This window comes from Streptomyces sp. NBC_01571, assembly GCF_026339875.1.
Taxonomy (GTDB): Bacteria; Actinomycetota; Actinomycetes; order Streptomycetales; family Streptomycetaceae; genus Streptomyces.
Genome location: NZ_JAPEPZ010000001.1, coordinates 4,250,726 through 4,274,430, shown reverse-complemented (window position 1 = coordinate 4,274,430; position 23,705 = coordinate 4,250,726). Strand labels below are relative to the sequence as shown.

The window sequence follows — 23,705 nt, the reverse complement described above, 5'->3', positions numbered from 1 at the left end:
GCCGAGCCGCTCGACCACCCCACGGAGACCGTGACTACCACCGCCACCACCGCGTCCTCCTCGCACCACCTGTCACCCGCCTTTCCCGGGCGCGCCCCCTGGGGCACCGCGGGCAAGCTGCGCGCCTGGCAACAGGGGGCGATGGAGAGGTACATCCAGGAGCAGCCGCGCGATTTCCTCGCCGTCGCCACCCCCGGCGCCGGCAAGACGACGTTCGCGCTGACCCTCGCGTCCTGGCTGCTGCACCATCACGTGGTGCAGCAGGTGACCGTGGTCGCGCCGACCGAGCACCTGAAGAAGCAGTGGGCGGAGGCTGCGGCGCGGATAGGGATCAAGCTGGACCCCGAGTACAGCGCGGGCCCGCTCAGCAAGGAGTACCAGGGCGTCGCCGTGACGTACGCCGGTGTCGGCGTGCGGCCGATGCTGCACCGCAACCGCTCCGAGCAGCGCAAGACCCTCGTCATCCTCGACGAGATCCACCACGCCGGTGACTCCAAGTCCTGGGGCGAGGCCTGCCTCGAAGCGTTCGAGCCGGCCACCCGTCGGCTCGCGCTGACCGGTACGCCCTTCCGGTCCGACACGAACCCGATCCCCTTCGTCACCTACGAGGAGGGGAACGACGGGATCCGGCGGTCGTCCGCCGACTACACCTACGGGTACGGGTCCGCCCTCGGCGACGGCGTCGTGCGGCCCGTCATCTTCCTCTCCTACAGCGGCAACATGCGGTGGCGCACGAAGGCGGGCGACGAGATCGCGGCCCGGCTCGGGGAGCCGATGACCAAGGACGCCATCAGCCAGGCCTGGCGCACCGCGCTCGACCCGCGCGGCGAGTGGATGCCCAGTGTGCTGCGCGCCGCCGACCAGCGGCTGACCGAGGTGCGCAAGGGCATCCCGGACGCCGGTGCCCTCGTCATCGCCTCCGACCAGGACTCGGCCCGCGCCTACGCCAAACTGATCCGTGAGATCACCGGTACGAAGGCGACCCTCGTCCTGTCCGACGACGCCGGCGCCTCGAACCGCATCGACGAGTTCAGCCACAGCGACGACCGGTGGATGGTCGCGGTGCGCATGGTCTCCGAGGGCGTCGACGTTCCACGGCTCGCCGTCGGCGTGTACGCGACCACGATCTCGACCCCCCTGTTCTTCGCGCAGGCCGTCGGCCGTTTCGTCCGCTCCCGGCGGCGCGGCGAGACCGCCTCCGTCTTCCTCCCGACCGTCCCCGACCTCCTCGGCTTCGCCAACGAGATGGAGGTCGAGCGCGACCACGTCCTCGACAAGCCCAAGAAGGAGGGCGAGGAGGACCCGTACGCCGAGTCCGAGAAGGAGATGGACGAGGCGAACAAGGAGCAGGACGAGGACACCGGCGAGCAGGAGCAGTTCTCCTTCGAGGCGCTGGAGTCCGAGGCCGTCTTCGACCGGGTGCTGTACGACGGCGCCGAGTTCGGGATGCAGGCCCACCCGGGGAGCGAGGAGGAGCAGGACTACCTCGGGATTCCCGGGCTGCTGGAGCCCGACCAGGTGCAGATGCTGCTGCAGAAGCGGCAGGCCCGGCAGATCGCGCACAGCCGCAAGAAGCCCGACGAGGAGGCCGATCTCCTCGAACTCCCCGCCGACCGGCGTCCGGTGGTCTCGCACAAGGAGATGCTGGAACTGCGCAAGCAGCTCAACACCATGGTCGGCGCGTACGTCCACCAGAGCGGCAAGCCGCACGGGGTGATCCACACCGAGCTGCGGAGGGTGTGCGGCGGGCCGCCGAGCGCGGAGGCCACCGCGGGGCAGCTGCGCCAGCGGATCGCCAAGGTGCAGGAGTGGGCCACCCGGATGCGGTGACGGGCCCGTACACCTTCTCCGCCCGCCCCTGGCGCGCGCCGATCGACGTCGGCGCGCGCTTTTGCGTGCGCCACGGCGTGTGACCCGGGATGTGTGCGCGGTGTGCGGGGGTGGTGCGCGCCGTGTGGCGGGCGCTGCGTGTAACGGGACAAAGGGAGAGAGTCCGTACCGGCCCGTGACCGGATTCTGGACGGAGACTTCCGCTGAGCGGACCGGCTCGCTACTGTCACGCTACGCACACGCCCCGTGGCAGCGCAGCCGCGGAGCGCAGCCGTGTAGCGACTCCGCCCGGGAAGAGCCCGGGTCGTCAGCCGACGGTGGCCTCTGAAGCGCGTCGCCGACGGGACTCGGTGCCGCGACCGCCGGGAGGGGGCCGCCGACCTCACCACTAAGGAGTGGGCGTCGTGACCGCGGAGACCTCTCAGACGCTCGACCGGGGACTGCGCGTCCTCAAGTTGCTCGCCGACACTGATCACGGGCTGACGGTCACCGAGCTCTCGAACAAACTGGGTGTCAACCGGACCGTCGTGTACCGGTTGCTCGCCACGCTGGAGCAGCACGCGCTGGTGCGCCGTGATCTGGGCGGCCGCGCCCGGGTCGGGCTCGGGGTGCTGCGCCTGGGCCGCCAGGTGCATCCGCTGGTGCGGGAGGCCGCGCTGCCCGCGCTGCGCGCGCTGGCCGAGGACATAGGGGCCACCGCGCATCTCACGCTCGTCGACGGGACCGAGGCCCTCGCCGTCGCCGTCGTCGAGCCCACCTGGACCGACTACCACGTCGCCTATCGCGCCGGGTTCCGCCACCCGCTGGACCGGGGTGCGGCGGGCCGCGCGATCCTCTCCGCCCGGCAGGCGCCCGTGGGCGAGCCCGGATACACGCTCACGCACGGGGAACTGGAGGCGGGTGCGAGCGGCGCCGCGGCACCGCTCCTCGGCGTGACCGGTGTCGAGGGCAGCGTGGGCGTCGTCATGCTCGCGGACTCCGTGCCGGAGCGGGTCGGGCCGCGGGTCATGGACGCGGCCCGTGAGGTCGCGGACGCCCTGCGCTGAGGCCGGTCCGGCGGCCCGGCGGACGACGCCCTGAAGATCCGGGAGGGCACGGACGTTAGATTGATCCCGTGCTCTCTCGCCTCACACGTCCCAAGGCCGTCGCCGTCTGCGCCGTTCCCGTCGTGGCCCTGCTCGCCACGGCGGTGTTCGCGCCGCTGCCCTTCTCCCTCGCGCAGCCGGGACTGACGGCGAACGTCCTCGGCGAGAACAAGGGCGCCCCGGTGATCACGATCAGCGGGTCGCCCGTCCGCCGGACCCGCGGAGAGCTGCGGATGACGACGATCGAGGCGACCGGGCCGGACGCGCACGTCTCGCTCGGTGACGTGATCAGCGGCTGGTTCGCCGAGGACCGGGCGGTGATGCCCCGTGACTCGGTCTACCCGAGCGGGAACAGCGTCAAGGAGATCGAGCAGCACAACGCCGACGAGATGAAGCAGTCGCAGGACACGGCCACCGAGGCCGCGCTGTCCTATCTGCACGAGAAGAACGACGTGAAGGTCACGCTCAAGCTGGCCGACGTCGGCGGCCCCAGCGCCGGACTGCTCTTCACGCTGGGCATCATCGACAAGCTGGACGGCGACGGCAGCGGCGGCGACCTCACGGGCGGTCGCACCGTCGCGGGTACGGGGACGATCGACGCGGACGGCAAGGTCGGCGCGGTCGGTGGCGTGGCGCTGAAGACCCAGGCCGCGCGGCGGGACGGCGCGACGGTCTTCCTGGTTCCGAAGGCGGAGTGCTCGGACGCCAAGGCCGAGCTCCCGAAGGGGCTGCGGCTGGTGGCGGTGACCACGCTCAAGGGGGCGGTCGACGCGCTGGTGTCCCTGGAGAAGGGGAAGGGCTCGGTTCCGGGCTGCTAGTGCCGCACAGTCGCGCCCGCCTCCGGGCGGACGACGCGACTTCGCGGACACACCGTGGCGCCGGCCCCTGCTGTCAGGCGCGCAGGGGCACGTGGCCTAGGAAGCGACGGCCGGCCTGGGCGCGGAGGCGAGGCGCAGGCCCATCTCCACCAGGGTCCAGCCGAGGCGGGTGCGCAGTTCGCCCGGTACGCGGGCGGCGACGGCGAGCCGGTGGGCGTCGGCCTCGGCGCGGAGCTCGGCGGTGCGGGCGTGGTGCAGGGCGAGGTGCGTCTGGGCGTCGATCATCGGAGTACCTCTCGGTCCTGTCGGTGCCTGGTGAGGGGAGTCGGTGGAGAAGGCTCTGTCCTTGTGGAGGTGGAGAGGGCGGGGCGGGCTCAGCCCTTCTGGACGGGGAAGACGTGGCTGTGGACGCGGACCTCGGCGGCCTCGGGGTCGTCCTCGGCCGCGGCCCCCGCGCGGTAGCTGTCCAGGAGTTCGTGCATCCTGGCGACCAGCTCCGCGGAGCGCTCGGGCGTGAGCCGCAGGGTCCAGTCGCTCATGTCGCTGGCGCGCGACCAGGCCGGCAGCCAGTCGTCCCGGTTCGCGATCCAGGTGGACAGCTCGCGGTTGTGGGTGGTCGCGACCTCGTGCAGGAAGAGGTCGGCGGCTCCCCGTATCTCCGGGTCCGAGCCGTCGAAACGGTCGTTGTCGAAGACCAGCGCCTGATCGACCGCCTGCCACCAGCGCTCCCGCCCCTTGCCGTGCCCCGGCGCGTCCTCGACGAAGCCGTGCGCGGCCAGCTGACGCAGGTGGTAGCTGGTGGCCCCGCTGGACTCGCCCAGCTTCGCGGCCAGTCGGGACGCGGTGGCCGGGCCGCCGCGCCGCAGCGCGTTCAGCAGCTGCATCCGCAGCGGGTGCGCGATGCCGCGCAGCGAGCGGGCGTCGAGGGTGCGGGCGCTCAGTCCAGGTGCGGTCGGGTCGGATACGGACGGTTCGGCTGCGGCGGGTCCGGCCGGTGCAGCGGGTGCGCTCGGTTCGGTCGGCTCGGTCGGTTCTCCGTGCTCCTGCATGCATGCAAAGGTAGCGTTGCAAAGAAGTACTTGCAAGGGTTTCTTTGCAACTGGTTCTTTGGATGTCGGCCGCCGGACACTGAGGCGCGGCGCCAGGGCGTCAGCCCTGCTTCACGAACCCCTCCGCGGTCATCCAGTCCAGTGCCACCTCGTGCGGATCCTGCCCCTGCACGTCCACCTTGGCGTTCAACTCCTGCGCCACCGTGTTGTTCAGCTTCCTCGTCACCGGGTCGAGGACCCGGGCGATCGCCGGATATCTCTTCAGCGCCTTGGAGTTGATCGCGGGTGCCGCGTTGTAGTTGGGGAAGAACTTCTTGTCGTCCGCCATCACGACCAGGTGCATCGACCTGATGCGCCCGTCCGTGGTGAACACCTCCCCGTACGTGCAACTCCCCTTCGCCACCTGGGTGTAGATGATCCCGGTGTCCATCTGTGTGATGTTCTTCGCGGGCACGCTCATCCCGTACGCCTTCTCCATGCCCGGCAGTCCGTCGGCCCGGTTGGCGAACTCGCTCTCCACGCAGAGCGTGACCGCGCCGGGGTCCTTCCTGGACAGCGCGGCCACGTCGGAGAGCGTCTTCGTGCCGTACTTCTTGAAGTTGGCCTGGTTCATGGCCAGCGCGTAGGTGTTGTTGAGCGCGGACGGCGGCAGCCAGGTGATCCCGTTCCTCAGGTCGGCGTCGTGCACCGCCTGCCACTGCTTCTGCGGGTCGGGGATGGGCTTGCTGTTGCCGAGGTACGTGATCCAGGCGGTGCCCGTGTACTCGTACATGCCGTCCGCGTCACCGCTCTTGACGGCCTCCCGGGCGCCGATCGACCCCTGGATCCCGGTCCGGTCGAGGACGTCCGCGCCGGCCGCCTGGAAGGCGATACCCATGATCGCGCCGAGGATCAGCTGCTCGGTGAACTCCTTCGACGTCACCGTCAGATGGGCCCCCTTGAGCGGCAGCCCCTGCCCGACGGAGCCGGGGACGACGTCGTCGACCATGGGGGAGCCGCTGGTCAGACCGCAGCCGGAGAGAAGGACCAGCGCACCGGCCAGTGCCGCGCACGGCCCCGTCCGCCTCATGAGTCCGCCTCCAGACCCCGCGGCCGCAGCAGCAGTTCGGCCAGCGAGGCCAGCCAGTCCACGAGCAGCGCGAGCGTCACGGTGAGGACCGAACCGAGCACCAGGACCGGCATCCGCTGGTTGGTGATCCCGGTGGTGATCAGGACGCCGAGGCCGCCGCCCCCGCCGAAGGTGGCCAGCGTGGCCGTGCCCACGTTCAGGACCAGGGCCGTACGGACACCGGCCAGGATCAGCGGGACGGCCAGCGGGAGTTCGATCCGGGACAGGACACCCATCGGGGACATGCCGATACCGCGCGCCGCCTCCAGGAGCGTCGGGTCGTTGGCCTTCAGACCCGCGATCGTGTTGGAGAGGACCGGCAGGATGGCGTAGACGGTGATGCCGATCAGGGCCGCCTTCTGGCCGGTGCCGAGCCAGATGACCAGCAGCGCCAGCAGACCGATCGCCGGGGTGGCCTGTCCCATGTTGGCGAAGGCCATCGCGACCGGCGTCGCCCTGCGGAACATCCGGCGGGTGAGCAGCACACCCAGCGGGATGGCGATGATCAGCACGAAGAACGTCGAGATCACGGTCAGTTCGATCTGCTGCCACAGGGCCTTCGACACCTGCCCGTTCGACAGCGCGTTCCTGGAGATGGGGTCGAGGGTGGCCTGCTGGAACCACAGCCAGGTGGCCAGCAGCACGGCCGCCAGCACCGCCGGCAGGACGATCAGCTTCTGCCGGCTGATCCGGCGCCGCGGCGCGGCGGGCGGCGGCACGGCCTCCCGCTCGTCGGGCAGGCCGGCGTCCTCGGGGAGGCCCTCGTCGTCGGGGAACGCGCCGTCGTCCCGGAACGCGAGCCCCTTGACCTCGTGCTCGCCCTCGGGCCGGCGCCCGGGCGGGGGAGTCCTCATGCCTTCGCCTCCCCGCCCGGGCCCTCCTGCTCGAAGTGGGTCTGCTGGGCGCGCGCGTCCTCCAGTTCGTGCTGGTGCTCCATCGCCTCGAGCCGGTCCTCCTCCAGCAGCTCGTGCACGGAGTTCATCAGCGTCTCCATGTCGACGACACCGATGTACTCGCCGCGCCGCCCGGTCACCGCGACCCGGCCGGTGTTGTCGGTGAGCACGGCCTCCAGCGCGTCCCGCAGCGTGGCGTCCCGGGTCACCGTGTCGTGCACCAGCGTGCCCGCCCGCGCCAGCGAGCCCTTGGCCCGCATCAGGTCGCCGCGCCGCAGCCACTTGTAGGGGCGGCGCCGCTTGTCGAGCAGCAGGATCTCGTTCGTCCCGCTGCTCCGGAGCTTGTTGAAGATCTCCTGGAGCCGGTCGTTGACGGTGACCGTCGGATAGTCGGTGATCTCCACGTCCCGCACCCGGGTGAGGTTGAGCCGCTTCAGCGCCGCGCCCGCGCCCACGAACCCCGACACGAAGTCGTCGGCGGGGTTGGTGAGGATCGCCTCCGGGGTGTCGAACTGCGCGATGTGCGAGCGCTCGCGCAGGACGGCGATCCGGTCACCCAGCTTGATCGCCTCGTCGAAGTCGTGCGTGACGAAGACGATCGTCTTGTGCAGCTCGCGCTGGAGCCGGATCAGCTCGTCCTGGAGATGGTCGCGGGTGATGGGGTCCACGGCGCCGAAGGGTTCGTCCATGAGCAGGACGGGCGGGTCGGCGGCCAGTGCCCGGGCCACGCCCACCCGCTGCTGCTGGCCGCCGGAGAGCTGACGCGGATAGCGGCCCTGGAACTCGCCGGGGTCGAGGCCGACCAGGTCCAGCATCTCCTCGACCCGCGCCCTGATCCGCGGCTTCGGCCAGCCGACCATCTTCGGTACGAGGGCGATGTTCTGGGCGACGGTCATGTGCGGGAAGAGCCCGGACGACTGGATCGCGTACCCGATCCTGCGGCGCAGCTTCACCGGGTCCATGTCGGTGACGTCCTCGCCGCCGATGCGGATACGGCCGCCGGTCGGTTCGATCAGCCGGTTGATCATCTTGAGGGTGGTGGACTTGCCGCACCCGGACGGGCCGACGAAGACGACGAGTTCGCCTGCCTTGATCTCCATGTTGACGCTGTCCACGGCGGGGTCACGGCTGCCCGGATAGCGCTTGGTGAGGTGCTCCAGCTCGATGGTGGCGCCGGTCGTGGACGTGTGCGCGACGGCGGCGGCGTGCCTGTCCCGCCCGGCCTCGGTCGTCTCAGCCACGGATCCCCCTCGGGATGGTCAGCCGCCCGACGAGCACGTACGCGGCGTCGAACAGCAGCGCCAGGATGATGATCCCGACCGTGCCCGCGAGTACCTGGTTGAGCGCGTTCTTGCTGCCCAGGGATCCGATGCCACGGAAGATCTCGTTGCCGAGGCCGGGCCCGGAGGCGTAGGCCGCGATCGCCGCGATGCCCATCAGCATCTGCGTGGAGACCCGGATGCCGGTGAGGATCGGCGGCCAGGCGAGCGGCAGTTCGACCTTCAGCAGCCGGGCCACCCGGGACATCCCGATGCCCTTCGCGGCGTCCACCAGCGCGGGGTCGACCCCGCGCAGGCCCACGATCGAGTTGCGCACGACCGGCAGCAGTCCGTACAGCGTCAGCGCGATCACGGTGGGCGGGACGCCCAGACCCACGACCGGGATCAGCAGACCGATCATGGCGAGCGACGGGATCGTCAGGATCGAGGAGGTGGTGACCGTGGCGAGGCCGCCCGCCCAGTCGCTGCGGTAGGTGACCACACCGAGCACCACGCCGATGAGGGTCGCGACGACCATGCACTGGAAGACCACGCTGGCGTGCTGGTACGCGTCCATGAGCAACTGCTGATGGCGGCTGCTCAGGTACTCCCAGAAGTTCACGCCGCCTCACCCTGTCGTCGGTCAGTGCTCGGCCGCCGCCTGCTCCACCAGCGGGATGATCCGCAGCGGTACGGCGTTCTCCATGACGATCGCCGTGGAGGCCCGGACGATGCCATCAAAGCCGACGACCCGGTCGATCACCCGCTGGAGATCGGCGTTCGAGCGGGCCACCAGCCGGCACAGCATGTCCCCGCTGCCGGTGGTCGTGTGCAGCTCCAGCACCTCCGGGACGGTCGCCAAGTGAGCCCGTACGTCCGGGCCTTGCCCCTGCCGGATCTCCAGCGTCGCGAAGGCCGTCACGGGGTATCCGAGCGCGGCCGGATCCACCTGCGGGCCGAATCCCCGGATGACTCCATTCGACTGAAGACGGTCCAGCCGGGCCTGCACCGTGCCCCGCGCGACCCCCAGCCGCCGGGACATCTCCAGGACGCCGATCCGCGGCTCCCGCGCCAGCAGCACGATGAGCCGGCCATCCAGGTGATCGATCGCCATGCGCGCCTCCGGAGTGGTCATCCTGTACAGACCGCCCGGCATTCGGGGCGGAGAGCTGAACACATTGCCCAGCCGATACTCAAACTATTGCGCACCTTGTGGAAGGGCGAGAGCCTGCGGCCATGTCCCTCATCGACGCGAACCCAGACCAGACTCCCGACACCGCCCGGCAGGCCGATCCCTTCCCGGTCAAGGGAATGGACGCCGTCGTCTTCGCCGTGGGCAACGCCAAGCAGGCCGCGCACTACTACTCCACCGCGTTCGGCATGCGGCTGGTCGCCTACTCCGGACCGGAGAACGGCAGCCGCGAGACGGCGTCGTACGTCCTGGAGAACGGCTCCGCGCGCTTCGTCCTCACCTCCGTGATCAAGCCCTCCACCCCCTGGGGCCACTTCCTGGCCGAGCACGTGGCGGCGCACGGCGACGGGGTCGTCGACCTCGCCATCGAGGTCCCGGACGCGCGCGCCGCGTTCGCGTACGCCGTCGAGCACGGCGCCCGCGCGCTCACCGAGCCGTACGAGCTGAAGGACGAGCACGGCACCGTCGTGCTGGCCGCGATCGCCACGTACGGCGAGACCCGGCACACCCTCGTCGAGCGGACCGGCTACGACGGCCCCTACCTGCCCGGGTACGAGGCCGCCGCCCCGATCGTCGAGCCGCCCGCCCGGCGCACCTTCCAGGCCGTCGACCACTGTGTCGGCAACGTCGAGCTCGGCCGCATGAACGAGTGGGTCGGCTTCTACAACAAGGTCATGGGCTTCACGAACATGAAGGAGTTCGTGGGCGACGACATCGCGACCGAGTACAGCGCCCTGATGTCGAAGGTCGTCGCCGACGGCACGCTCAAGGTCAAGTTCCCGATCAACGAGCCCGCCGTCGCCAAGAAGAAGTCCCAGATCGACGAGTACCTGGAGTTCTACGGCGGCGCGGGCGTCCAGCACATCGCGCTGAACACCAACGACATCGTCCAGACCGTACGGACCATGAGCGCGGCCGGGGTCCAGTTCCTCGACACGCCCGACTCGTACTACGACACCCTCGGCGAGTGGGCCGGCGACACCCGCGTCCCCGTCGACACCCTGCGCGAACTGAAGATCCTCGTCGACCGCGACGAGGACGGCTACCTGCTCCAGATCTTCACCAAGCCGGTCCAGGACCGTCCGACCGTCTTCTTCGAGATGATCGAGCGGCACGGCTCGATGGGCTTCGGCAAGGGCAACTTCAAGGCCCTGTTCGAGGCGATCGAGCGCGAGCAGGAGAAGCGCGGCAACCTGTAGCGCCGCCCGCCCGCCGTACCGCCCGCCCGGTCAGCGCGGGGCGGTACGGCGGGGCGCGGTCGGGGGTTCCGGCCGCTGCCCGCCCGTCGCCGGGCCGGCCGGGAACGTCGGGGACGCCGAGGCCGCCGGTGCCGGTGCCTCGTACGACCCGGCCGGGGCCGGGACGGACGGGGAGGACGGGGCGGACACGTCCGGCGCGGAAGCGGCCGGTGCGGTGCGGACGGGCTCCGGGACCTCTGGTTCCGGGAACGCCGGGTCCTCCTCCAGCTCGCCCGGGAGCGCCGTGGACGACGTGGACGGCTCGCCCAGCCTGTCCAGCGTCCGCCGGGCCAGGGGAGCGAGAAGGGGCGAGAAGTACGGATTGATCTGGAGGGACTCCGCGAGGTGCCGGCGGGCGGCCCCGGTCAACTCCAGGCCGCGTTCGATCTGCCCCCGGTGATAGACGTACAGCGCACTGCGCACCCCGCCGCCGTGCTCCTTGTCCGTCGCCCGCGCCGCGAACGTCAGGGCCTCCTTGTTCTTCCCGGCCCGGTGCAGGGCCCACCCCAGCGCGTCCGCGACGCCGATACCCGGCTGCCGTTTCCACTCCGCGCGCAACCGCCGCACCGCCTCCGCCGCATCCCCATGGTCCGCCTCCAACAGCCCGAGGACCAGCGTGTCGTCGACACCGCCCGCGGTCTCCGTCCGCACCCGCGCCCGCACCAGGCCGTACTGCGCCCGCGCCGCCGGGTCGAGGCCCTGCGCCTGGTACAGCTCGCCCAGTTCCAGCGCGTACCCCGGCGCGGGCCGCCCGGCGAACGCCGCCTGATACGCGCGGAGCGCCTCCGGCACCCGCCCGAGCGAGGCCAGCGCGCGCCCCCGCCCGGCGAGCGCGGCCGGCTCGTCGCGGTCGATGCGCAGCGCGCCCTCGTAGGAGCGCAGCGACTCCGCCCGGTCACCGCGCTCCCACGCCAGCCGGCCGGCCTCCGCCAGCCAGACCGCCCGCTCGGCCGGTGTCCGGGCGCCCGCCGCCGCGTCCGAGAGCGCCGCCACCGCGTCCTCGCGCCAGCCCCGGTCCCAGTACACCTGGGCGGCGCGGGCCATCACCGGCGGCCCGGAGTGCAGCGCCTGCAGCTTCTCCAGCGCCTTGCGGCTCGCCTTGTAGTCGCCGAGGCCCCGGAAGGAGTCGATCAGCAGCGGATACGTCGTCCACTGCTTGGGCGCCAGCTTCAGCGCCGACTCCCCCCACGTGCGGCCCTTGCGGAAGTCGCCGCGGGCGTTGGCGAGCGCGGCCAGGCCCTGCAGCGCGGCCAGGTTCCCCGTCGGCCCGGCCGTCAGCGACGTACGCAGCGCCCGCTCGGCCTTCGGGAAGTAGCCGGGCGTCGCGGTGCGCCGCCCCTGCTCCACGTACGCCGTCCCGAGCACCGCCCACGACGCCGCGTCCCGCGGACGGGTGCGCAGATACGCCTCGCGGTCACGGACGAGCGCCGTCAGATCGCGCAGCGACACGGGCATCCCGGCCGTCACCGCCGTCATCGCCCCGGCCACCGGCCCCGGGGCGGGCGGCGTCGGAGTGAACCCGCCGGTGGGCAGCAGCACCATCACCCCGCCGAAAACGGCACACCCCGCGACCACGCCGATCAGCGCGCGCCGGGCGGCGCGGGAGCGGCGCCGCCCGGACGCTTTTCGGGATCCCCGCCCGGTGAGGTCCCGCTCTCGCTGTTCGATCTCCATGCCGCTCACCATGCGTCAGTACGACGACCACATCCCGACACACGAAGGGTGCGGCAGACGGGGTTCACACCGATGGCCCCGAGTGCGACGCTGTGATCATGAGCCGTATCGAAGCCCCGCGCGACGACGTCACCGGCACCCTCGTCGACCGTCTCCTGGCGGGCCTGCCGAGCGAGGCGGTCCTCAGCGACCCGGACGTCACGGTCTCGTACGCCAACGACATGGCGAGCTTCTGCGAGGCCGGCACACCCGCCGTCGTCGTCCTGCCGCGCACCGTCGAACAGGTCCAGCACGTCATGCGCACCGCGACCGCGCTGCGGGTTCCGGTCGTCCCGCAGGGCGCCCGCACCGGCCTGTCCGGTGCCGCGAACGCCTCGGACGGGTGCATCGTGCTCTCCCTGGTGAAGATGGACCGGATCCTCGAGATCAGTCCCGTCGACCGGATCGCCGTCGTCGAGCCCGGCGTCGTCAACGCCACGCTCTCGCGCGCGGTCAACGAACACGGTCTGTACTACCCGCCGGACCCCTCCAGCTGGGAGATGTGCACGATCGGCGGCAACATCGGCACCGCCTCCGGCGGTCTGTGCTGTGTGAAGTACGGGGTGACCGCCGAGTACGTCCTCGGCCTGGACGTCGTGCTCGCCGACGGACGGCTGATGAGCACCGGCCGCCGCACCGCGAAGGGGGTCGCCGGCTACGACCTCACCCGGCTCCTCGTCGGATCGGAGGGTTCGCTCGGCATCGTCGTACGGGCGGTGCTGGCCCTGAAGCCGCAGCCGCCCCGGCAACTGGTGCTGGCCGCCGAGTTCGGGTCGGCACGGGCCGCCTGCGACGCCGTCTGCCGGATCATGGAGGGCGGCCATGTGCCCTCCCTCCTCGAACTGATGGACCGTACGACGGTGAAGGCGGTGAACGCCCTGGCCCACATGGGCCTGCCGGAGACCACCGAGGCCCTCCTGCTCGCCGCCTTCGACACCCACGACCCGGCGGCCGACCTCGCCGCAGTGGGCGCGCTGTGCGAGGCCGCGGGCGCCACCCAGGTGGTACCGGCGGAGGACGCGGCGGAATCCGAACTCCTCCTCCAGGCACGGCGTCTGTCGCTCACCGCGCTCGAAGCGGTCAAGGGCACCACGATGATCGACGACGTGTGCGTGCCGCGCTCCCGGCTCGGCGACATGCTCGACGGCATCGAGCGCGTCGCGGAGAAGTACTCCCTGACCATCGGCGTCTGCGCGCACGCCGGCGACGGCAACACCCACCCCACCGTCTGCTTCGACGCCACCGACCCCGACGAGTCCCGGCGCGCCCGTGAGTCCTTCGACGAGATCATGGCCCTCGGTCTGGAACTCGGCGGCACGATCACCGGCGAACACGGGGTCGGCGTCCTGAAGAAGGAGTGGCTGGCGCGCGAGATCGGGCCGGTCGGGGTGGAGATGCAGCGCGCCGTCAAGGCCGCGTTCGACCCGCTCGGGATCCTCAACCCGGGCAAGGTGTTCTAGTGCCGCGGCGGGCACCGTTCGCCCTTCGAGGAGCGGCGTCCGGTGCCTGCTCTCGGCGTGCCGGCCGGAAGTCCTCGTACTGGACGTACTTGGGCTTTCGGCCGGTGCGGCGAGAGTGCGTGCCGGGCGTCGTGACGGGGCGAACGTTGCCTGCCGCGGCACCAGGTCGTGCCGCGGCGTCGGACCCGGCCGGGTAAATGCGCCGCCGTGCCCGCGCCGTGTTCACTCCCCGTCCTTCGACTCGTCCGACGGCCACGGGTCGCGCAGCCACAACTCGTCGGCCGACGGAGATCCCGGCTGGTCCTGGAGGTCCCCGTGCTCACGCGAGGCCGAACGCGGGGGAGAGGCCGAGAGCCTGGGGGAGGGCGCGAGCAGTTCGGCGAGGCCGTCGTCGAGGCCGAGTTGCTCGCTCTCGGACCCCGGCGGAACCGCCCGCAGGGTGCGCTCCAGCCACGCGGACACCTGCGTGGCCGGCACCTCCAGCAGCGCGTCACCGTCGGGTGAGGTGAGCGCCATCAGCACGACGCCGCGTCCCGCGACCTTCGTCGGCCACACCCGCACATCGCCGTGCCCGCTCGGCCGGAACACGCCCTCGACGAGCAGCTCACGGGCGAAGGTCCAGCTGACCGGATGGTCCGAGCAGATGTGGAAGGTGATGTGGACGGCGTACGGGTCGTCGGAGCGGTAGGCCAGCCGGGCGGGCACGGGGATGCTGCGCTCGGGGGACAGGACGAGGTGCAGTTCGAGTTCGCGTTCCACCACGGTGTGCATGTCGGTGCGCTTCCCTTCGTCTACGGGCCTCCAAGGCGGGTCCGTACGAGTGGAGAGCGCGGTGGCGCGGAACCATTACGCGGGTTCGGAGAAATCTTTTGGCAGGCGTGCCGGAGCCGACCGTCCGGCCGGTGACCGGAAGTGGCGGATCCTTGCCCGAAAGAGGTGGGTACCGCGGGAGCGCCGCTGACGGGTGCGTCGGTCTGATAGATGTGGAGCCCCCAAAAGACCCCCGAGCAGATACGGGACGACGGACATGAGCGCCCCAACCCCGGCCCCCGGTGACGACAGGCCCCGCGAAGGGTATTACCCGGACCCCTCCATTCCTGGATATGTCCGGTACTGGAACGGTGCCGCCTGGGTACCGGGTACGAGCCGTCCCGCACCGTCCGACGGCGTGCCGCTCGCGCCGCCGCCCGGCACGCGCCCGGTGGCTCCCGTACCCGCCCCGGCACCGGCGCCCACCGAGGAGACGGGACCGCACTTCTTCGACGAGGACCCCGGGCCGGCCGCCGAGCCGCGGCTGGTGACCCCGGCCGAGGCGCAGCACGGCAGCAGGCCCGAGCCGGCGACCGCGTGGGGCGCCGACCGCTCGCACCAGTCCGGTTTCGGCGGCGAGCAGGACCGCCGGGTGTCCTGGGGGGCGCCCCAGGGCGCCGACCCGCGTCTGCCGCGCGCGGCGGAGCCCGCCGAAGCGGTCCGGCCGCCCGGCGGCGAGACGCCGCACACGGACGGCACGGCGACGCTCGGGCCCACGGACCCGGCGGGCGGCTCGCAACCCCCGGAGCCCGACGGCACCTTCGTCTTCCGCCGCCGGTCCCCGGCGGCGGGTCCCGGCGCGGCGACCGGCGCCGCGGGGGCCGTGGGCGGGAACGCCGGCCCGGCCGCGGCGAGCGGCGCGCAGTTCGCCGGCCCGGGGCAGCAGGCGGGCCCCGGAGCGTCCGCGGCCACCGGTCCGGCCACCGGTACCCCGGGCAGCCAGGAGCCCGTCCCCTCCGAGGGCACCATGACCTTCCGCGCGCGCTCCGCGCGCACGGAGCAGCAGGGCGGGGCGAGGGGCGGGAGCCCGGCCCCGGCAGGCGGCGCGGCGGGGGCGGCCACGCCCGCGGACGGCCCCGCGGGTGCCGGGGGCGGCTTCGGTGCCGGACAGGCGGCGGCCGCCCAGGCGGCCAAGGCCGCCGCCGCCCAGCAGCCGCCCGCCCCGGCCGTGCCCCAGCAGTCCGGCGGCCCCGCCGCCACGCCGCTGTCGAGCGGCGCCGGCGGCGGACAGCCCTCCTGGGCCCAGCAGGTGCACCGGCTCGCGGGCGACGAGGGGCCCGTCCCGCCCTGGAAGCCGCCGGTCGACGACGTGTTCCAGGCCGCCGCCCGCCGCCACTCCGCGGCACGGCCCGCGGGCCTGGGCAGACGGCTGGTGGCCCGGATCGTGGACACCGCGGTGCTGGGCACCGTCACCGCCGTGGCCGCCGTGCCGTTGGGCACCAAGGCGATCGACCACATCAACGAGAAGATCGACGCGGCCAAGCGGTCCGGACAGACCGTGACGGTCTGGCTGCTGGACGGTACGACCGCGGGCTACCTGGGTGTTTGCCTCGCCGTCCTGCTCCTGTTCGGCGTGGTCTACGACGCGTTGCCCACCGCCCGCTGGGGCCGCACCCTCGGCAAGAAGCTGTGCGGTATCGAGGTCCGGGACATCGAGGGCCACGAACCCCCGTCCTTCGGCCGGGCGCTGCGCCGCTGGCTCGTCTACAGCGTCGCCGGCGTCCTGGGCGTCGGTGTCGTGGGCGTCCTGTGGTGCCTGTTCGACCGACCCTGGCGGCAGTGCTGGCACGACAAGGCGGCCCACACCTTCGTGGCCGCCCAGCCGCCCTCCGCCTAGGGTCTGCCGTCCGGGTCGGGCGGCGGCGGGCTCCGCGGTCCCCCGGACGGCCGCCCGCGGGATGCGGAGCCGGAGGGTTCGCGGTCGACTCGGGCCATGAGCAGCGAACCGCCGCCCCCCGGCTCCGGGCAGCCACCGGAGGATGACCCGTTCAAGAAGCAGCCCCCGCCGGCTGAGGGCGGCGGTTCCCCGTACGACGGCACCTCGTCCCCGCCGCCTTCGGGTTCGCCGTACGACTCCCCGCACGACAACCGGACCCCGCCGTCAGGGAGTCAGCCCCCGCCCCCCGGCGGGGGCCCCTATGGTTCGGGTGGCGGCGGTCCCTACGGCTCCGGTGGCGGCGGCCCGTACGGCTCCGGTGGCGGCGATCCCTACGGACCCGGCGGTCCCTACGGCGGCGATCCGCTGGAGGGCATGCCGCCGCTCGCCGACAGCGGCAAACGCGTGCTGGCGAGGATCCTCGACATGATCCTCGTGGGCATCGTGGTGTGGCTGCTGTCCTGGGCGTTCGGGGTCACCGAGTACAACGTGAACGCGGACCGGGTCGAGTACGGCAAGGGCCTCGGGCAGTCCGTGATCGCGGCCGTGCTCTACACCGGCTACGACACCTTCCTGATCCGCAGGTCGGGCCAGACCCTCGGCATGAGACTGTTCAACATGCGGGTGGCCGACCTGGACAACGGCGCCACACCCTCCACACAGACCTCGCTGATCCGCGCGCTGGTGCTGTGGATTCCGTTCGCGTTCTGCTGCGCGTGCATCTGGACCGCGATCGCGGGCGGCTGGAGTTTCTTCGACAAGCCCTACAAGCAGGGTCTGCACGACAAGGCGGCCAAGACGGTGGTGGTGGCCACCGGCTGACACCAGCGATCAGCCGCACTCCACCAGGAGACGGCTGACCGGGACGGCGGGTCCGCGCTTCGGGGGCCCGCCGGACGTGCGCAGGGTCATGGACCCGCCGGTTCGTGAACGGGCTCGGACGACGCGGAGACGGAAGCGGCGACGGACGCGGTCTCGCGCCGCACCGGAACCCGCGCCTGAACGGCGGGGGCCGCGGCGGCCGACGGTGCGCGCTTCGGCAGCGGAACCGTTACGGCGACGAGCAGTCCGAGAGCGAGTGCCGAGAGGGTGATCACCGCGATCCCCAGGCCCGAACTCGTCTGAGACAGCAGCAGCATGGCGAGCGTCGAGAAGATCACGGTGCAGGAACCGTAGGCGAGCTGTGCGGCGGTCGGACGAGGCATGGCGATTCCTCGGGGTGGGGGTACTCCCCCCGTGCCTCTCGAGATGGGGGAGGATGCGGACAACAACGGGGGTGGAGCTGCGAACTCGGGTGGTACGGCGAACCGGGGTGGGGCACCGAGCCCGGGTGGCCCCGCGAGCTCGGACGGAACGGTGAATCGCGGGGCGACAACGCTGTCCCCCTGTCGATCCGTCGGCATTCCAACGTTGCGCCAATCGACTCTATTCGCCTGCATGCCCGACTGGAACGCCCGGTAAGCGTGACCTAACCCACGGTGCCGGTGCACAGGGGGCGCACGGATTCATCGCGTCCATCAAGTGGACGGTCGGACGCGCCCGTTGGGTGCACTTGTGGGGGTTCGGATACCGAACGGGCGCTCCTACATAGTGCAGTTGACTTGTGCAAGTCAAGATCTGTCTTTTCTTTGGTAACTCCGGTCAAATGTCGTCACTTGACACGCGTATACGCGCGCGGAGCGTGACACCGGGATCCCCCCATCCGCGCGGACGGGCGCGGGGGAGGATTTCAAGTGACCAGCAGACCATGGACGTTCAGAGCAGCCGCGGTGGGCGTCGCCCTCGCGGCGGCCACCGCCACGTTCTCGACGTTCGCCGTTGCGCAGGCCGACGGCGCGTCGTCGTCGGCGACCGTGGAGCGCCACGACCCGCAGCCGGCCAGGAACAAGGTCGACCACGACCTCGACGGCCCGCTCAGCAAGACCCAGGACGCACAGCGTAAAGAAGCCCTGGACCAGGTCATATCCGGCGACGCGAAGGTGCAGGACCGCAACGGTTCGCACGTCGTCCAGCTCAAGGGCAAGAACAAGGGCAAGAGCAAGTACGTCGAGCTCGGCCGCGAGAAGACCGACCGGATCTTCACGATCCTCGTCGAGTTCGGCGACCAGGTGGACAGCCGCTACGGCGGCACCGTCGGCCCGCTGCACAACCAGATAGCCGCGCCCGACCGCGCCAAGGACAACAGCACGGCGTGGCAGGCGGACTACAACCAGAAGCACTTCCAGGACCTCTACTTCGGCACCGGCAAGAACACCGAGTCGCTGAAGAAGTACTACGAGAAGGAGTCCTCGGGCCGTTACTCGGTCGACGGCGAGGTCACCGACTGGGTCAAGGTCCCCTACAACGAGGCCCGTTACGGCTCCAACAAGGCGTCCACCGGCGCCTGGTACGCGGTCCAGGACGGAGTCACCGCCTGGGTCGCCGACCAGAAGGCGGCCGGCAAGTCCGATGCCGCCATCAAGGCGGACCTCGCCCAGTACGACCAGTGGGACCGCTACGACTACGACGGCGACGGCAACTTCAACGAGCCCGACGGCTACATCGACCACTTCCAGATCGTCCACGCCGGTGAGGACGAGTCCGCGGGCGGCGGTGCGCAGGGCGAGGACGCGATCTGGGCCCACCGCTGGTACGCGTTCGGCACCGACGCCGGCGCGACCGGCCCGGTCGGCAACAAGCTGGGCGGCGCCGCGATCGGCGACACCGGCATCTGGGTCGGCGACTACACCATCCAGCCGGAGAACGGCGGACTCGGCGTCTACGCCCACGAGTACGGCCACGACCTCGGCCTCCCGGACGAGTACGACACCTCCGGCGGCGGCGAGAACGGCACCGGTTTCTGGACGCTGATGTCGGCCGGTTCCTGGCTCGGTACCGGCAAGAACGCCATCGGCGACCTGCCCGGCGACATGAACGCCTGGGACAAGCTGCAGCTCGGCTGGCTCGACTACGACCGGGCCAAGGCCGGCGTGACGTCGGAGCACAAGCTGGGCGTCGCCGAGTACAACACCAAGAACAGGCAGGCCGTCGTGGTCTCGCTGCCTGACAAGGAAGTCACCACCACGGTCGTCACGCCCGCACAGGGCGCCACCCAGTGGTGGAGCGGCAGCGGCAACGACCTCAAGAACACGCTGACCCGTTCGGTCGACCTCACCGGCAAGTCAGCGGCCACGCTGACGCTCGACGGCTGGTACGACATCGAGCAGGACTACGACTACCTCTACACCGAGGTGTCCACCGACGGCGGTGCGAACTGGACCGCCCTCGACGGCACGGTGGACGGCGCCGCGATCCCGCGCGACGGCAGCGGCAAGCCCGCGCTGACCGGCTCCGTGGACGCGTACAAGAAGCTGTCCTTCCCGCTCGACGCCTACGCGGGCAAGAAGATCGACCTGCGCTTCCGCTACCAGAGCGACGGTGGCGTGGCGTTGAAGGGCTTCACGGCCGACGAGATCACCGTGACCGCCGACGGCACGCCGCTCTTCTCCGACAACGCGGAGAGCGCGGACGCCGCGTGGACCGCCGCCGGCTTCTCCCGGATCGGCGCGTCCTTCTCCGACGAGTACGCGCAGTACTACATCGCCGAGAACCGCCAGTACGTCTCGTACGACAAGACCCTCAAGGTCGGCCCGTACAACTTCGGCTTCTCGACGACGCGTCCGGACTGGGTCGAGCACTACCCGTACCAGAACGGTCTGCTCATCTGGAAGTGGGACACCTCCCAGGCGGACAACAACACCAGCGCCCACCCGGGCGCGGGTCAGATCCTGCCGGTGGACGCGCACCCGGCGGCCCTGAAGTGGACCGACGGAACGATCCTCCGGAACAAGATCCAGACCTTCGACTCGACCTTCAGTACCTACCCGACGGACGAGCTCAAGCTCCACAACGCCGACGTCGCACTGAAGATCAAGTCGCAGAAGGGGGTCTCCGTCTTCGACGACGGCAGGAACTCGTACTACGACCCGGCGAACCCCACGGGTGGTGTCAAGGTCACTGACACCAACACCAAGATCCGGATCGTGAAGGAGCCGAAGGACGGCTCGACGATCACGCTCCTCGTGGGCCCGTCGACGAAGTAAGCGATGTTTTAGCAGGTCAGAGCATGATCGGCCGTGACCCCCTGGCGGGTTGCGGCCGATCGTGTTTAGGTGCGTCCTGTGGATTTCTTATTGACACCGGGACGCACGGGGGTGTGACTGCATGGCCGCAGGAGGTTTCTGCAAGCTGCCGAACGGCAGTGTGGTGGTGGCGCTGAACCTGCCCAGCCCGCCGGGCTCGGCGCTGGGCTGCGTGCGCTTCCTGGTGCTGGCCCAGAACCGGGCCCGCGCCCTGACCCGCCTGCGCAACCTGGGCCTGCGCGCCGTGTACCTCAGCGGCAACGGGGCTCCGCCCACCCCCGACGAGATCACCGCCGTGCTGCACCATCCCGACGGCCTGATATGGCGTACGGCCCCCGACACCGGTGTCGCGTGCCCGGTCCCGTCCCAGGAGCTCTGGCACCCGATCAGAGCCCTCCTGAGACGCCCGGCCCCTCAGCCGTGAGACAGGCGGATCCCGAAGGAACCGGGACAGCCGTCAGACGACCGGCTTGCCGGTCAGTTCGACGCCCGCTCCCCGCAGCTCCTCCAGCGCCCGCTCCGTGGTCGCCTCGGACACCCCGGCCGTGAGGTCGAGCAGCACCTGCGTACGGAAACCGTCCCGCACCGCGTCGAGCGCGGTGGCCCGCACACAGTGGTCGGTCGCGATGCCCACCACGTCCACCTCGTCGATCTCGCGGGCCCGCAGCCAGTCGCCCAGCGAGACCCCGTTCTCGTCGGCGCCCTCGAACCCGCTGTAGGCCGCCGCGTACGCGCCCTTGTCGAAGACGGCGTCGATCGCGCCGGAGGCGACCACCGGGGCGAAGTTCGGGTGGAACCCCACGCCCTCGGTGCCGGCCACGCAGTGCGCGGGCCAGGAGTGGACGTAGTCGGGGTTGTCGGCGAAGTGGCCGCCGGGGGCGATGTGCAGGTCGCGGGTGGCGACGACATGCCGGTAGCCGGCGGGCGCCTGCCCGATCAGCTCCGTGATGGCGGCGGCCACGTCGGCGCCCCCGGCCACCGCGAGGCTGCCTCCCTCGCAGAAGTCGTTCTGCACGTCTACGACGATCAAGGCGCGGCGCATGGTCGGTGTCCTTCGACTATGGGGTCGGTGTGGGGATGCGGGCCCGGCCTGTCGGGCCCGCCTGGAGACTTCACGTGCGGCGCGGGAGGGGGCTGGGTCACTGCTGTCGGCCCCGACGGCTGTGCTCGTGCGTGCTGCCGTTGCATTCCCGCTGACCGCCCGTTCATTCGTGTTTGCCCGGGGGAGGCCGAAGAAGCCGGTTGCCGCCACGGCGTTGCCCGCGCGCACCCCGGCGCACCCGGGGCGCAACGGACGTGTGCGGGCGGGCGGAGCCGGACGCCGCCCGGGACACGCCGCCGCGCAGACGCCTTCTCGACGGACGCGTAGTCCTTCTCCGACGTGGTCCGGGGGAATCCTCAGACGTACTCCGTGGGAATCACCGCTTCCCCGCGCGACAGCTGGGTCGCCGAGAGCGGCAGACGGGCACGGACGGCCGCGTGCCGGTCGCGCGCCATGTCGAGCGGCTCCCGGGAGACGACCTGGCCGCCCTTGACCAGCTCGACCAGGAGCTGCTGGTCGGCGAGGCCGCCGGGCACCGGCCCGGTCCCGATCACCTCGGCCTCGGCGAACCCGCGCTCGTCGCGCCGCCGCGCCGCCCACTTGCGCCCGCCGATGGAGGTCTTGCCCCCGGTCGACTTCTTGGCCACGGGCTCCAGCGGAGCCTTCGGGTCCGCAGACTCGGCGCGCGCGACCAGCTTGTAGACCATCGAGCAGGTGGGGTGGCCGGACCCCGTGACCAGCTGAGTGCCGACGCCGTACGCGTCCACCGGCGCCGCCGCCAGCGAGGCGATCGCGTACTCGTCCAGGTCCGAGGTCACGACGATCTTCGTCCCGGTCGCCCCCAGCTCGTCCAGCTGCTGCCGCACCCGGTGCGCGACCAGCAGCAGGTCCCCGGAGTCGATCCGGACCGCCCCCAGCTCGGGCCCGGCGATCTCGACGGCCGTCCGCACGGCCTCGGCGACGTCGTACGTGTCCACGAGCAGCGTGGTGTCCCGGCCGAGCGAGTTCACCTGGGCCTGGAAGGCGTCCCGCTCGTGGTCGTGCAGGAGGGTGAAGGCGTGCGCGGAGGTCCCCACGGTCGGGATGCCGTAGCGGAAGCCGGCCGCCAGGTCGGAGGTGGTCGTGAAACCGCCCACGTACGCGGCCCGCGCGGCGGCGACCGCCGCCAGCTCGTGGGTGCGCCGGGCGCCCATCTCGATCAGCGGTCGTCCGCCGGCGGCGGAGGACATCCGGGAGGCGGCGGCCGCGATCGCCGAGTCGTGGTTGAGGATCGAGAGGATCACGGTCTCCAGGAGCACGCACTCCGCGAAGGACCCCTCGACCCGCAGGATGGGCGAACCCGGGAAGTACACCTCGCCCTCGGGATAGCCCCAGATGTCCCCGCGGAAGCGGTACGAGGCGAGCCACTCCAGGGTCGGCTCGTCCACGACGGCCCGCTCGCGCAGGAAGCCGAGGACGTCGGCGTCGAAGCGGAAGTTCTCGACGGCGTCGAGGACCCGCCCGGTGCCCGCCACGACGCCGTAGCGGCGTCCCTCGGGCAGCCGCCGGGTGAAGACCTCGAAGACCGAGCGCCGCTCGGCGGTCCCGGCGGCCAGCGCGGCCTGCAGCATCGTCAGCTCGTACTGGTCCGTGAAGAGCGCCGTCGAGGGCACGTCCACCGGCAGTCCGAGGTCCGCTGGATTCACTGTGCTCTCCTCGCACTCATCGCTCCGTGTCCCCCGGCACGGGGCCGGGGGGCCGGGGGTCGTCCCCCGGAATCGCCGCACAGCACGGGATCGTACCCCCATCTCGTCACTCTGACGATTTGTGGGTCCGGTTTGTCGGGCCCGTTTGTGCGGGCACCCCCTTGTGGTGGCAGCATGGGCCGTGTGACGGCTCCCGCACCCCTAGAGACCGAAAAGACCGAGTCGGCGGAGGAGGTCTTCGCCGTGCCCGAGCCGGACGTCCCCTGGATCACGATCGTGCACAACGACCCGGTCAACCTCATGAGTTACGTGACGTATGTCTTCCAGACGTACTTCGGGTACACCAAGGACAAGGCCACCAAGCTCATGCTCGACGTCCACCACAAGGGCCGGGCGGTCGTCTCCAGCGGCACGCGCGAGGAGATGGAGCGCGACGTGCAGGCGATGCACGGCTACGGTCTGTGGGCCACCCTTCAGCAGGACCGGAAGTAACCGGACCACCGAAAAGCCCCGAAACCGCGAGCAG

General features: G+C 71.3%; 22 protein-coding genes. 10 read left to right on the top strand and 12 right to left on the bottom strand.

Annotated elements, in window-relative coordinates; genetic code table 11:
- Window positions 1–30: 30 nt before the first annotated feature.
- The 3 genes from OHB41_RS19195 to OHB41_RS19185 all read left to right on the top strand — a co-directional run bounded on the left by OHB41_RS19195 (window position 31) and on the right by OHB41_RS19185 (window position 3,733).
- On the top strand, window positions 31–1,830 hold the full coding sequence (locus OHB41_RS19195; RefSeq protein ID WP_266705989.1) for a DEAD/DEAH box helicase: 1,800 nt from the start codon (window positions 31–33) through the stop codon (window positions 1,828–1,830).
- A 404-nt stretch (window positions 1,831–2,234) separates the two neighbouring features.
- The gene (locus OHB41_RS19190) at window positions 2,235–2,876 is read left to right on the top strand and encodes an IclR family transcriptional regulator (RefSeq protein WP_266699453.1); all 642 of its coding nucleotides are present in this window, start codon (window positions 2,235–2,237) and stop codon (window positions 2,874–2,876) included.
- A gap of 68 nt (window positions 2,877–2,944) precedes the next feature.
- Window positions 2,945–3,733 carry a S16 family serine protease gene (locus OHB41_RS19185; RefSeq protein WP_266699452.1) on the top strand — a complete coding sequence of 263 codons (789 nt, stop codon included), beginning with the start codon at window positions 2,945–2,947 and terminating at the stop codon, window positions 3,731–3,733.
- 96 nt (window positions 3,734–3,829) lie between these two features.
- Here the strand turns inward: OHB41_RS19185 and OHB41_RS19180 are convergent, their stop codons facing one another.
- The 7 genes from OHB41_RS19180 to OHB41_RS19150 all read right to left on the bottom strand — a co-directional run bounded on the left by OHB41_RS19180 (window position 3,830) and on the right by OHB41_RS19150 (window position 9,156).
- Window positions 3,830–4,018, bottom strand: coding sequence for a hypothetical protein (locus OHB41_RS19180; protein WP_526024937.1), 189 nt, complete (start codon window positions 4,016–4,018; stop codon window positions 3,830–3,832).
- Between the two features lie 89 nt (window positions 4,019–4,107).
- Window positions 4,108–4,782, bottom strand: a complete 675-nt coding sequence (locus OHB41_RS19175) for an ArsR/SmtB family transcription factor (protein ID WP_266699451.1) — start codon at window positions 4,780–4,782, stop codon at window positions 4,108–4,110.
- 100 nt (window positions 4,783–4,882) lie between these two features.
- Window positions 4,883–5,851: a glycine betaine ABC transporter substrate-binding protein gene (locus OHB41_RS19170; protein WP_266699450.1), complete on the bottom strand. Its 969-nt coding sequence runs from the start codon at window positions 5,849–5,851 to the stop codon at window positions 4,883–4,885.
- Entirely contained in the window at window positions 5,848–6,744 is an 897-nt protein-coding gene (locus OHB41_RS19165) for an ABC transporter permease (RefSeq protein WP_266699449.1), read from the bottom strand. Before OHB41_RS19165 ends, OHB41_RS19170 begins: the two co-directional genes overlap by 4 nt.
- A complete protein-coding gene (locus tag OHB41_RS19160; RefSeq protein WP_451289705.1) occupies window positions 6,741–8,024 on the bottom strand; it encodes a betaine/proline/choline family ABC transporter ATP-binding protein in 1,284 nt (427 codons plus the stop codon). Before OHB41_RS19160 ends, OHB41_RS19165 begins: the two co-directional genes overlap by 4 nt.
- Window positions 8,017–8,664 carry an ABC transporter permease gene (locus tag OHB41_RS19155; RefSeq protein ID WP_266699448.1) on the bottom strand — a complete coding sequence of 216 codons (648 nt, stop codon included), beginning with the start codon at window positions 8,662–8,664 and terminating at the stop codon, window positions 8,017–8,019. Before OHB41_RS19155 ends, OHB41_RS19160 begins: the two co-directional genes overlap by 8 nt.
- 21 nt (window positions 8,665–8,685) lie before the next feature.
- A complete protein-coding gene (locus OHB41_RS19150) occupies window positions 8,686–9,156 on the bottom strand; it encodes an Lrp/AsnC family transcriptional regulator (protein ID WP_187285622.1) in 471 nt (156 codons plus the stop codon).
- Between the two features lie 122 nt (window positions 9,157–9,278).
- Between OHB41_RS19150 and hppD the strand changes: the two genes are divergently transcribed.
- Window positions 9,279–10,433: a 4-hydroxyphenylpyruvate dioxygenase gene (hppD, locus tag OHB41_RS19145; protein ID WP_266699447.1), complete on the top strand. Its 1,155-nt coding sequence runs from the start codon at window positions 9,279–9,281 to the stop codon at window positions 10,431–10,433.
- A 30-nt stretch (window positions 10,434–10,463) separates the two neighbouring features.
- Here the strand turns inward: hppD and OHB41_RS19140 are convergent, their stop codons facing one another.
- Complete coding sequence (locus tag OHB41_RS19140; protein ID WP_266699446.1) at window positions 10,464–12,146, bottom strand: tetratricopeptide repeat protein; 1,683 nt, start codon at window positions 12,144–12,146, stop codon at window positions 10,464–10,466.
- A 92-nt stretch (window positions 12,147–12,238) separates the two neighbouring features.
- Between OHB41_RS19140 and OHB41_RS19135 the strand changes: the two genes are divergently transcribed.
- A complete protein-coding gene (locus OHB41_RS19135; RefSeq protein WP_266699445.1) occupies window positions 12,239–13,645 on the top strand; it encodes an FAD-binding oxidoreductase in 1,407 nt (468 codons plus the stop codon).
- A 222-nt stretch (window positions 13,646–13,867) separates the two neighbouring features.
- On the opposite strand, the gene OHB41_RS19130 is transcribed toward OHB41_RS19135, so the two are convergent.
- Window positions 13,868–14,416 carry an SsgA family sporulation/cell division regulator gene (locus OHB41_RS19130; protein WP_266699444.1) on the bottom strand — a complete coding sequence of 183 codons (549 nt, stop codon included), beginning with the start codon at window positions 14,414–14,416 and terminating at the stop codon, window positions 13,868–13,870.
- 256 nt (window positions 14,417–14,672) lie between these two features.
- Here OHB41_RS19130 and OHB41_RS19125 point away from each other — a divergent pair, with 256 nt between their 5' ends.
- Both OHB41_RS19125 and OHB41_RS19120 read left to right on the top strand, forming a co-directional pair.
- The gene (locus tag OHB41_RS19125; protein ID WP_266699443.1) at window positions 14,673–16,292 is read left to right on the top strand and encodes an RDD family protein; all 1,620 of its coding nucleotides are present in this window, start codon (window positions 14,673–14,675) and stop codon (window positions 16,290–16,292) included.
- A gap of 96 nt (window positions 16,293–16,388) precedes the next feature.
- The gene (locus OHB41_RS19120) at window positions 16,389–17,153 is read left to right on the top strand and encodes an RDD family protein (RefSeq protein ID WP_266699442.1); all 765 of its coding nucleotides are present in this window, start codon (window positions 16,389–16,391) and stop codon (window positions 17,151–17,153) included.
- A gap of 86 nt (window positions 17,154–17,239) precedes the next feature.
- On the opposite strand, the gene OHB41_RS19115 is transcribed toward OHB41_RS19120, so the two are convergent.
- A complete protein-coding gene (locus OHB41_RS19115; RefSeq protein ID WP_266699441.1) occupies window positions 17,240–17,536 on the bottom strand; it encodes a hypothetical protein in 297 nt (98 codons plus the stop codon).
- A gap of 528 nt (window positions 17,537–18,064) precedes the next feature.
- Here OHB41_RS19115 and OHB41_RS19110 point away from each other — a divergent pair.
- Window positions 18,065–20,413 (top strand): immune inhibitor A domain-containing protein, encoded by a 2,349-nt coding sequence (locus tag OHB41_RS19110; protein WP_266699440.1) that lies wholly within the window; start codon window positions 18,065–18,067, stop codon window positions 20,411–20,413.
- A 121-nt stretch (window positions 20,414–20,534) separates the two neighbouring features.
- Window positions 20,535–20,876, top strand: a complete 342-nt coding sequence (locus OHB41_RS19105; RefSeq protein WP_266699439.1) for a hypothetical protein — start codon at window positions 20,535–20,537, stop codon at window positions 20,874–20,876.
- Between the two features lie 33 nt (window positions 20,877–20,909).
- On the opposite strand, the gene OHB41_RS19100 is transcribed toward OHB41_RS19105, so the two are convergent.
- The gene (locus tag OHB41_RS19100) at window positions 20,910–21,494 is read right to left on the bottom strand and encodes an isochorismatase family protein (protein ID WP_153290338.1); all 585 of its coding nucleotides are present in this window, start codon (window positions 21,492–21,494) and stop codon (window positions 20,910–20,912) included.
- A gap of 356 nt (window positions 21,495–21,850) precedes the next feature.
- A complete protein-coding gene (locus OHB41_RS19095) occupies window positions 21,851–23,179 on the bottom strand; it encodes a nicotinate phosphoribosyltransferase (RefSeq protein WP_266699438.1) in 1,329 nt (442 codons plus the stop codon).
- 174 nt (window positions 23,180–23,353) lie between these two features.
- On the opposite strand from OHB41_RS19095, the gene clpS reads away from it, so the two are divergent.
- The gene (clpS, locus tag OHB41_RS19090; protein WP_266699437.1) at window positions 23,354–23,671 is read left to right on the top strand and encodes an ATP-dependent Clp protease adapter ClpS; all 318 of its coding nucleotides are present in this window, start codon (window positions 23,354–23,356) and stop codon (window positions 23,669–23,671) included.
- The last annotated feature ends 34 nt before the right edge of the window (window positions 23,672–23,705 follow it).

Bases quoted from the DNA above. Each gene is read 5' to 3' on its own strand.
- OHB41_RS19180 (WP_526024937.1), bottom strand. From the start codon at position 4,018: ATGATCGACGCCCAGACGCACCTCGCCCTGCACCACGCCCGCACCGCC.
- OHB41_RS19175 (WP_266699451.1), bottom strand. From the start codon at position 4,782: ATGCAGGAGCACGGAGAACCGACCGAGCCGACCGAACCGAGCGCACCC.
- OHB41_RS19170 (WP_266699450.1), bottom strand. From the start codon at position 5,851: ATGAGGCGGACGGGGCCGTGCGCGGCACTGGCCGGTGCGCTGGTCCTT.
- OHB41_RS19165 (WP_266699449.1), bottom strand. From the start codon at position 6,744: ATGAGGACTCCCCCGCCCGGGCGCCGGCCCGAGGGCGAGCACGAGGTC.
- OHB41_RS19150 (WP_187285622.1), bottom strand. From the start codon at position 9,156: ATGGCGATCGATCACCTGGATGGCCGGCTCATCGTGCTGCTGGCGCGG.
- hppD (WP_266699447.1), top strand. From the start codon at position 9,279: ATGTCCCTCATCGACGCGAACCCAGACCAGACTCCCGACACCGCCCGG.
- OHB41_RS19140 (WP_266699446.1), bottom strand. From the start codon at position 12,146: ATGGAGATCGAACAGCGAGAGCGGGACCTCACCGGGCGGGGATCCCGA.
- OHB41_RS19130 (WP_266699444.1), bottom strand. From the start codon at position 14,416: ATGCACACCGTGGTGGAACGCGAACTCGAACTGCACCTCGTCCTGTCC.
- OHB41_RS19125 (WP_266699443.1), top strand. From the start codon at position 14,673: ATGAGCGCCCCAACCCCGGCCCCCGGTGACGACAGGCCCCGCGAAGGG.
- OHB41_RS19120 (WP_266699442.1), top strand. From the start codon at position 16,389: ATGAGCAGCGAACCGCCGCCCCCCGGCTCCGGGCAGCCACCGGAGGAT.
- OHB41_RS19115 (WP_266699441.1), bottom strand. From the start codon at position 17,536: ATGCCTCGTCCGACCGCCGCACAGCTCGCCTACGGTTCCTGCACCGTG.
- OHB41_RS19105 (WP_266699439.1), top strand. From the start codon at position 20,535: ATGGCCGCAGGAGGTTTCTGCAAGCTGCCGAACGGCAGTGTGGTGGTG.
- OHB41_RS19100 (WP_153290338.1), bottom strand. From the start codon at position 21,494: ATGCGCCGCGCCTTGATCGTCGTAGACGTGCAGAACGACTTCTGCGAG.
- clpS (WP_266699437.1), top strand. From the start codon at position 23,354: ATGGGCCGTGTGACGGCTCCCGCACCCCTAGAGACCGAAAAGACCGAG.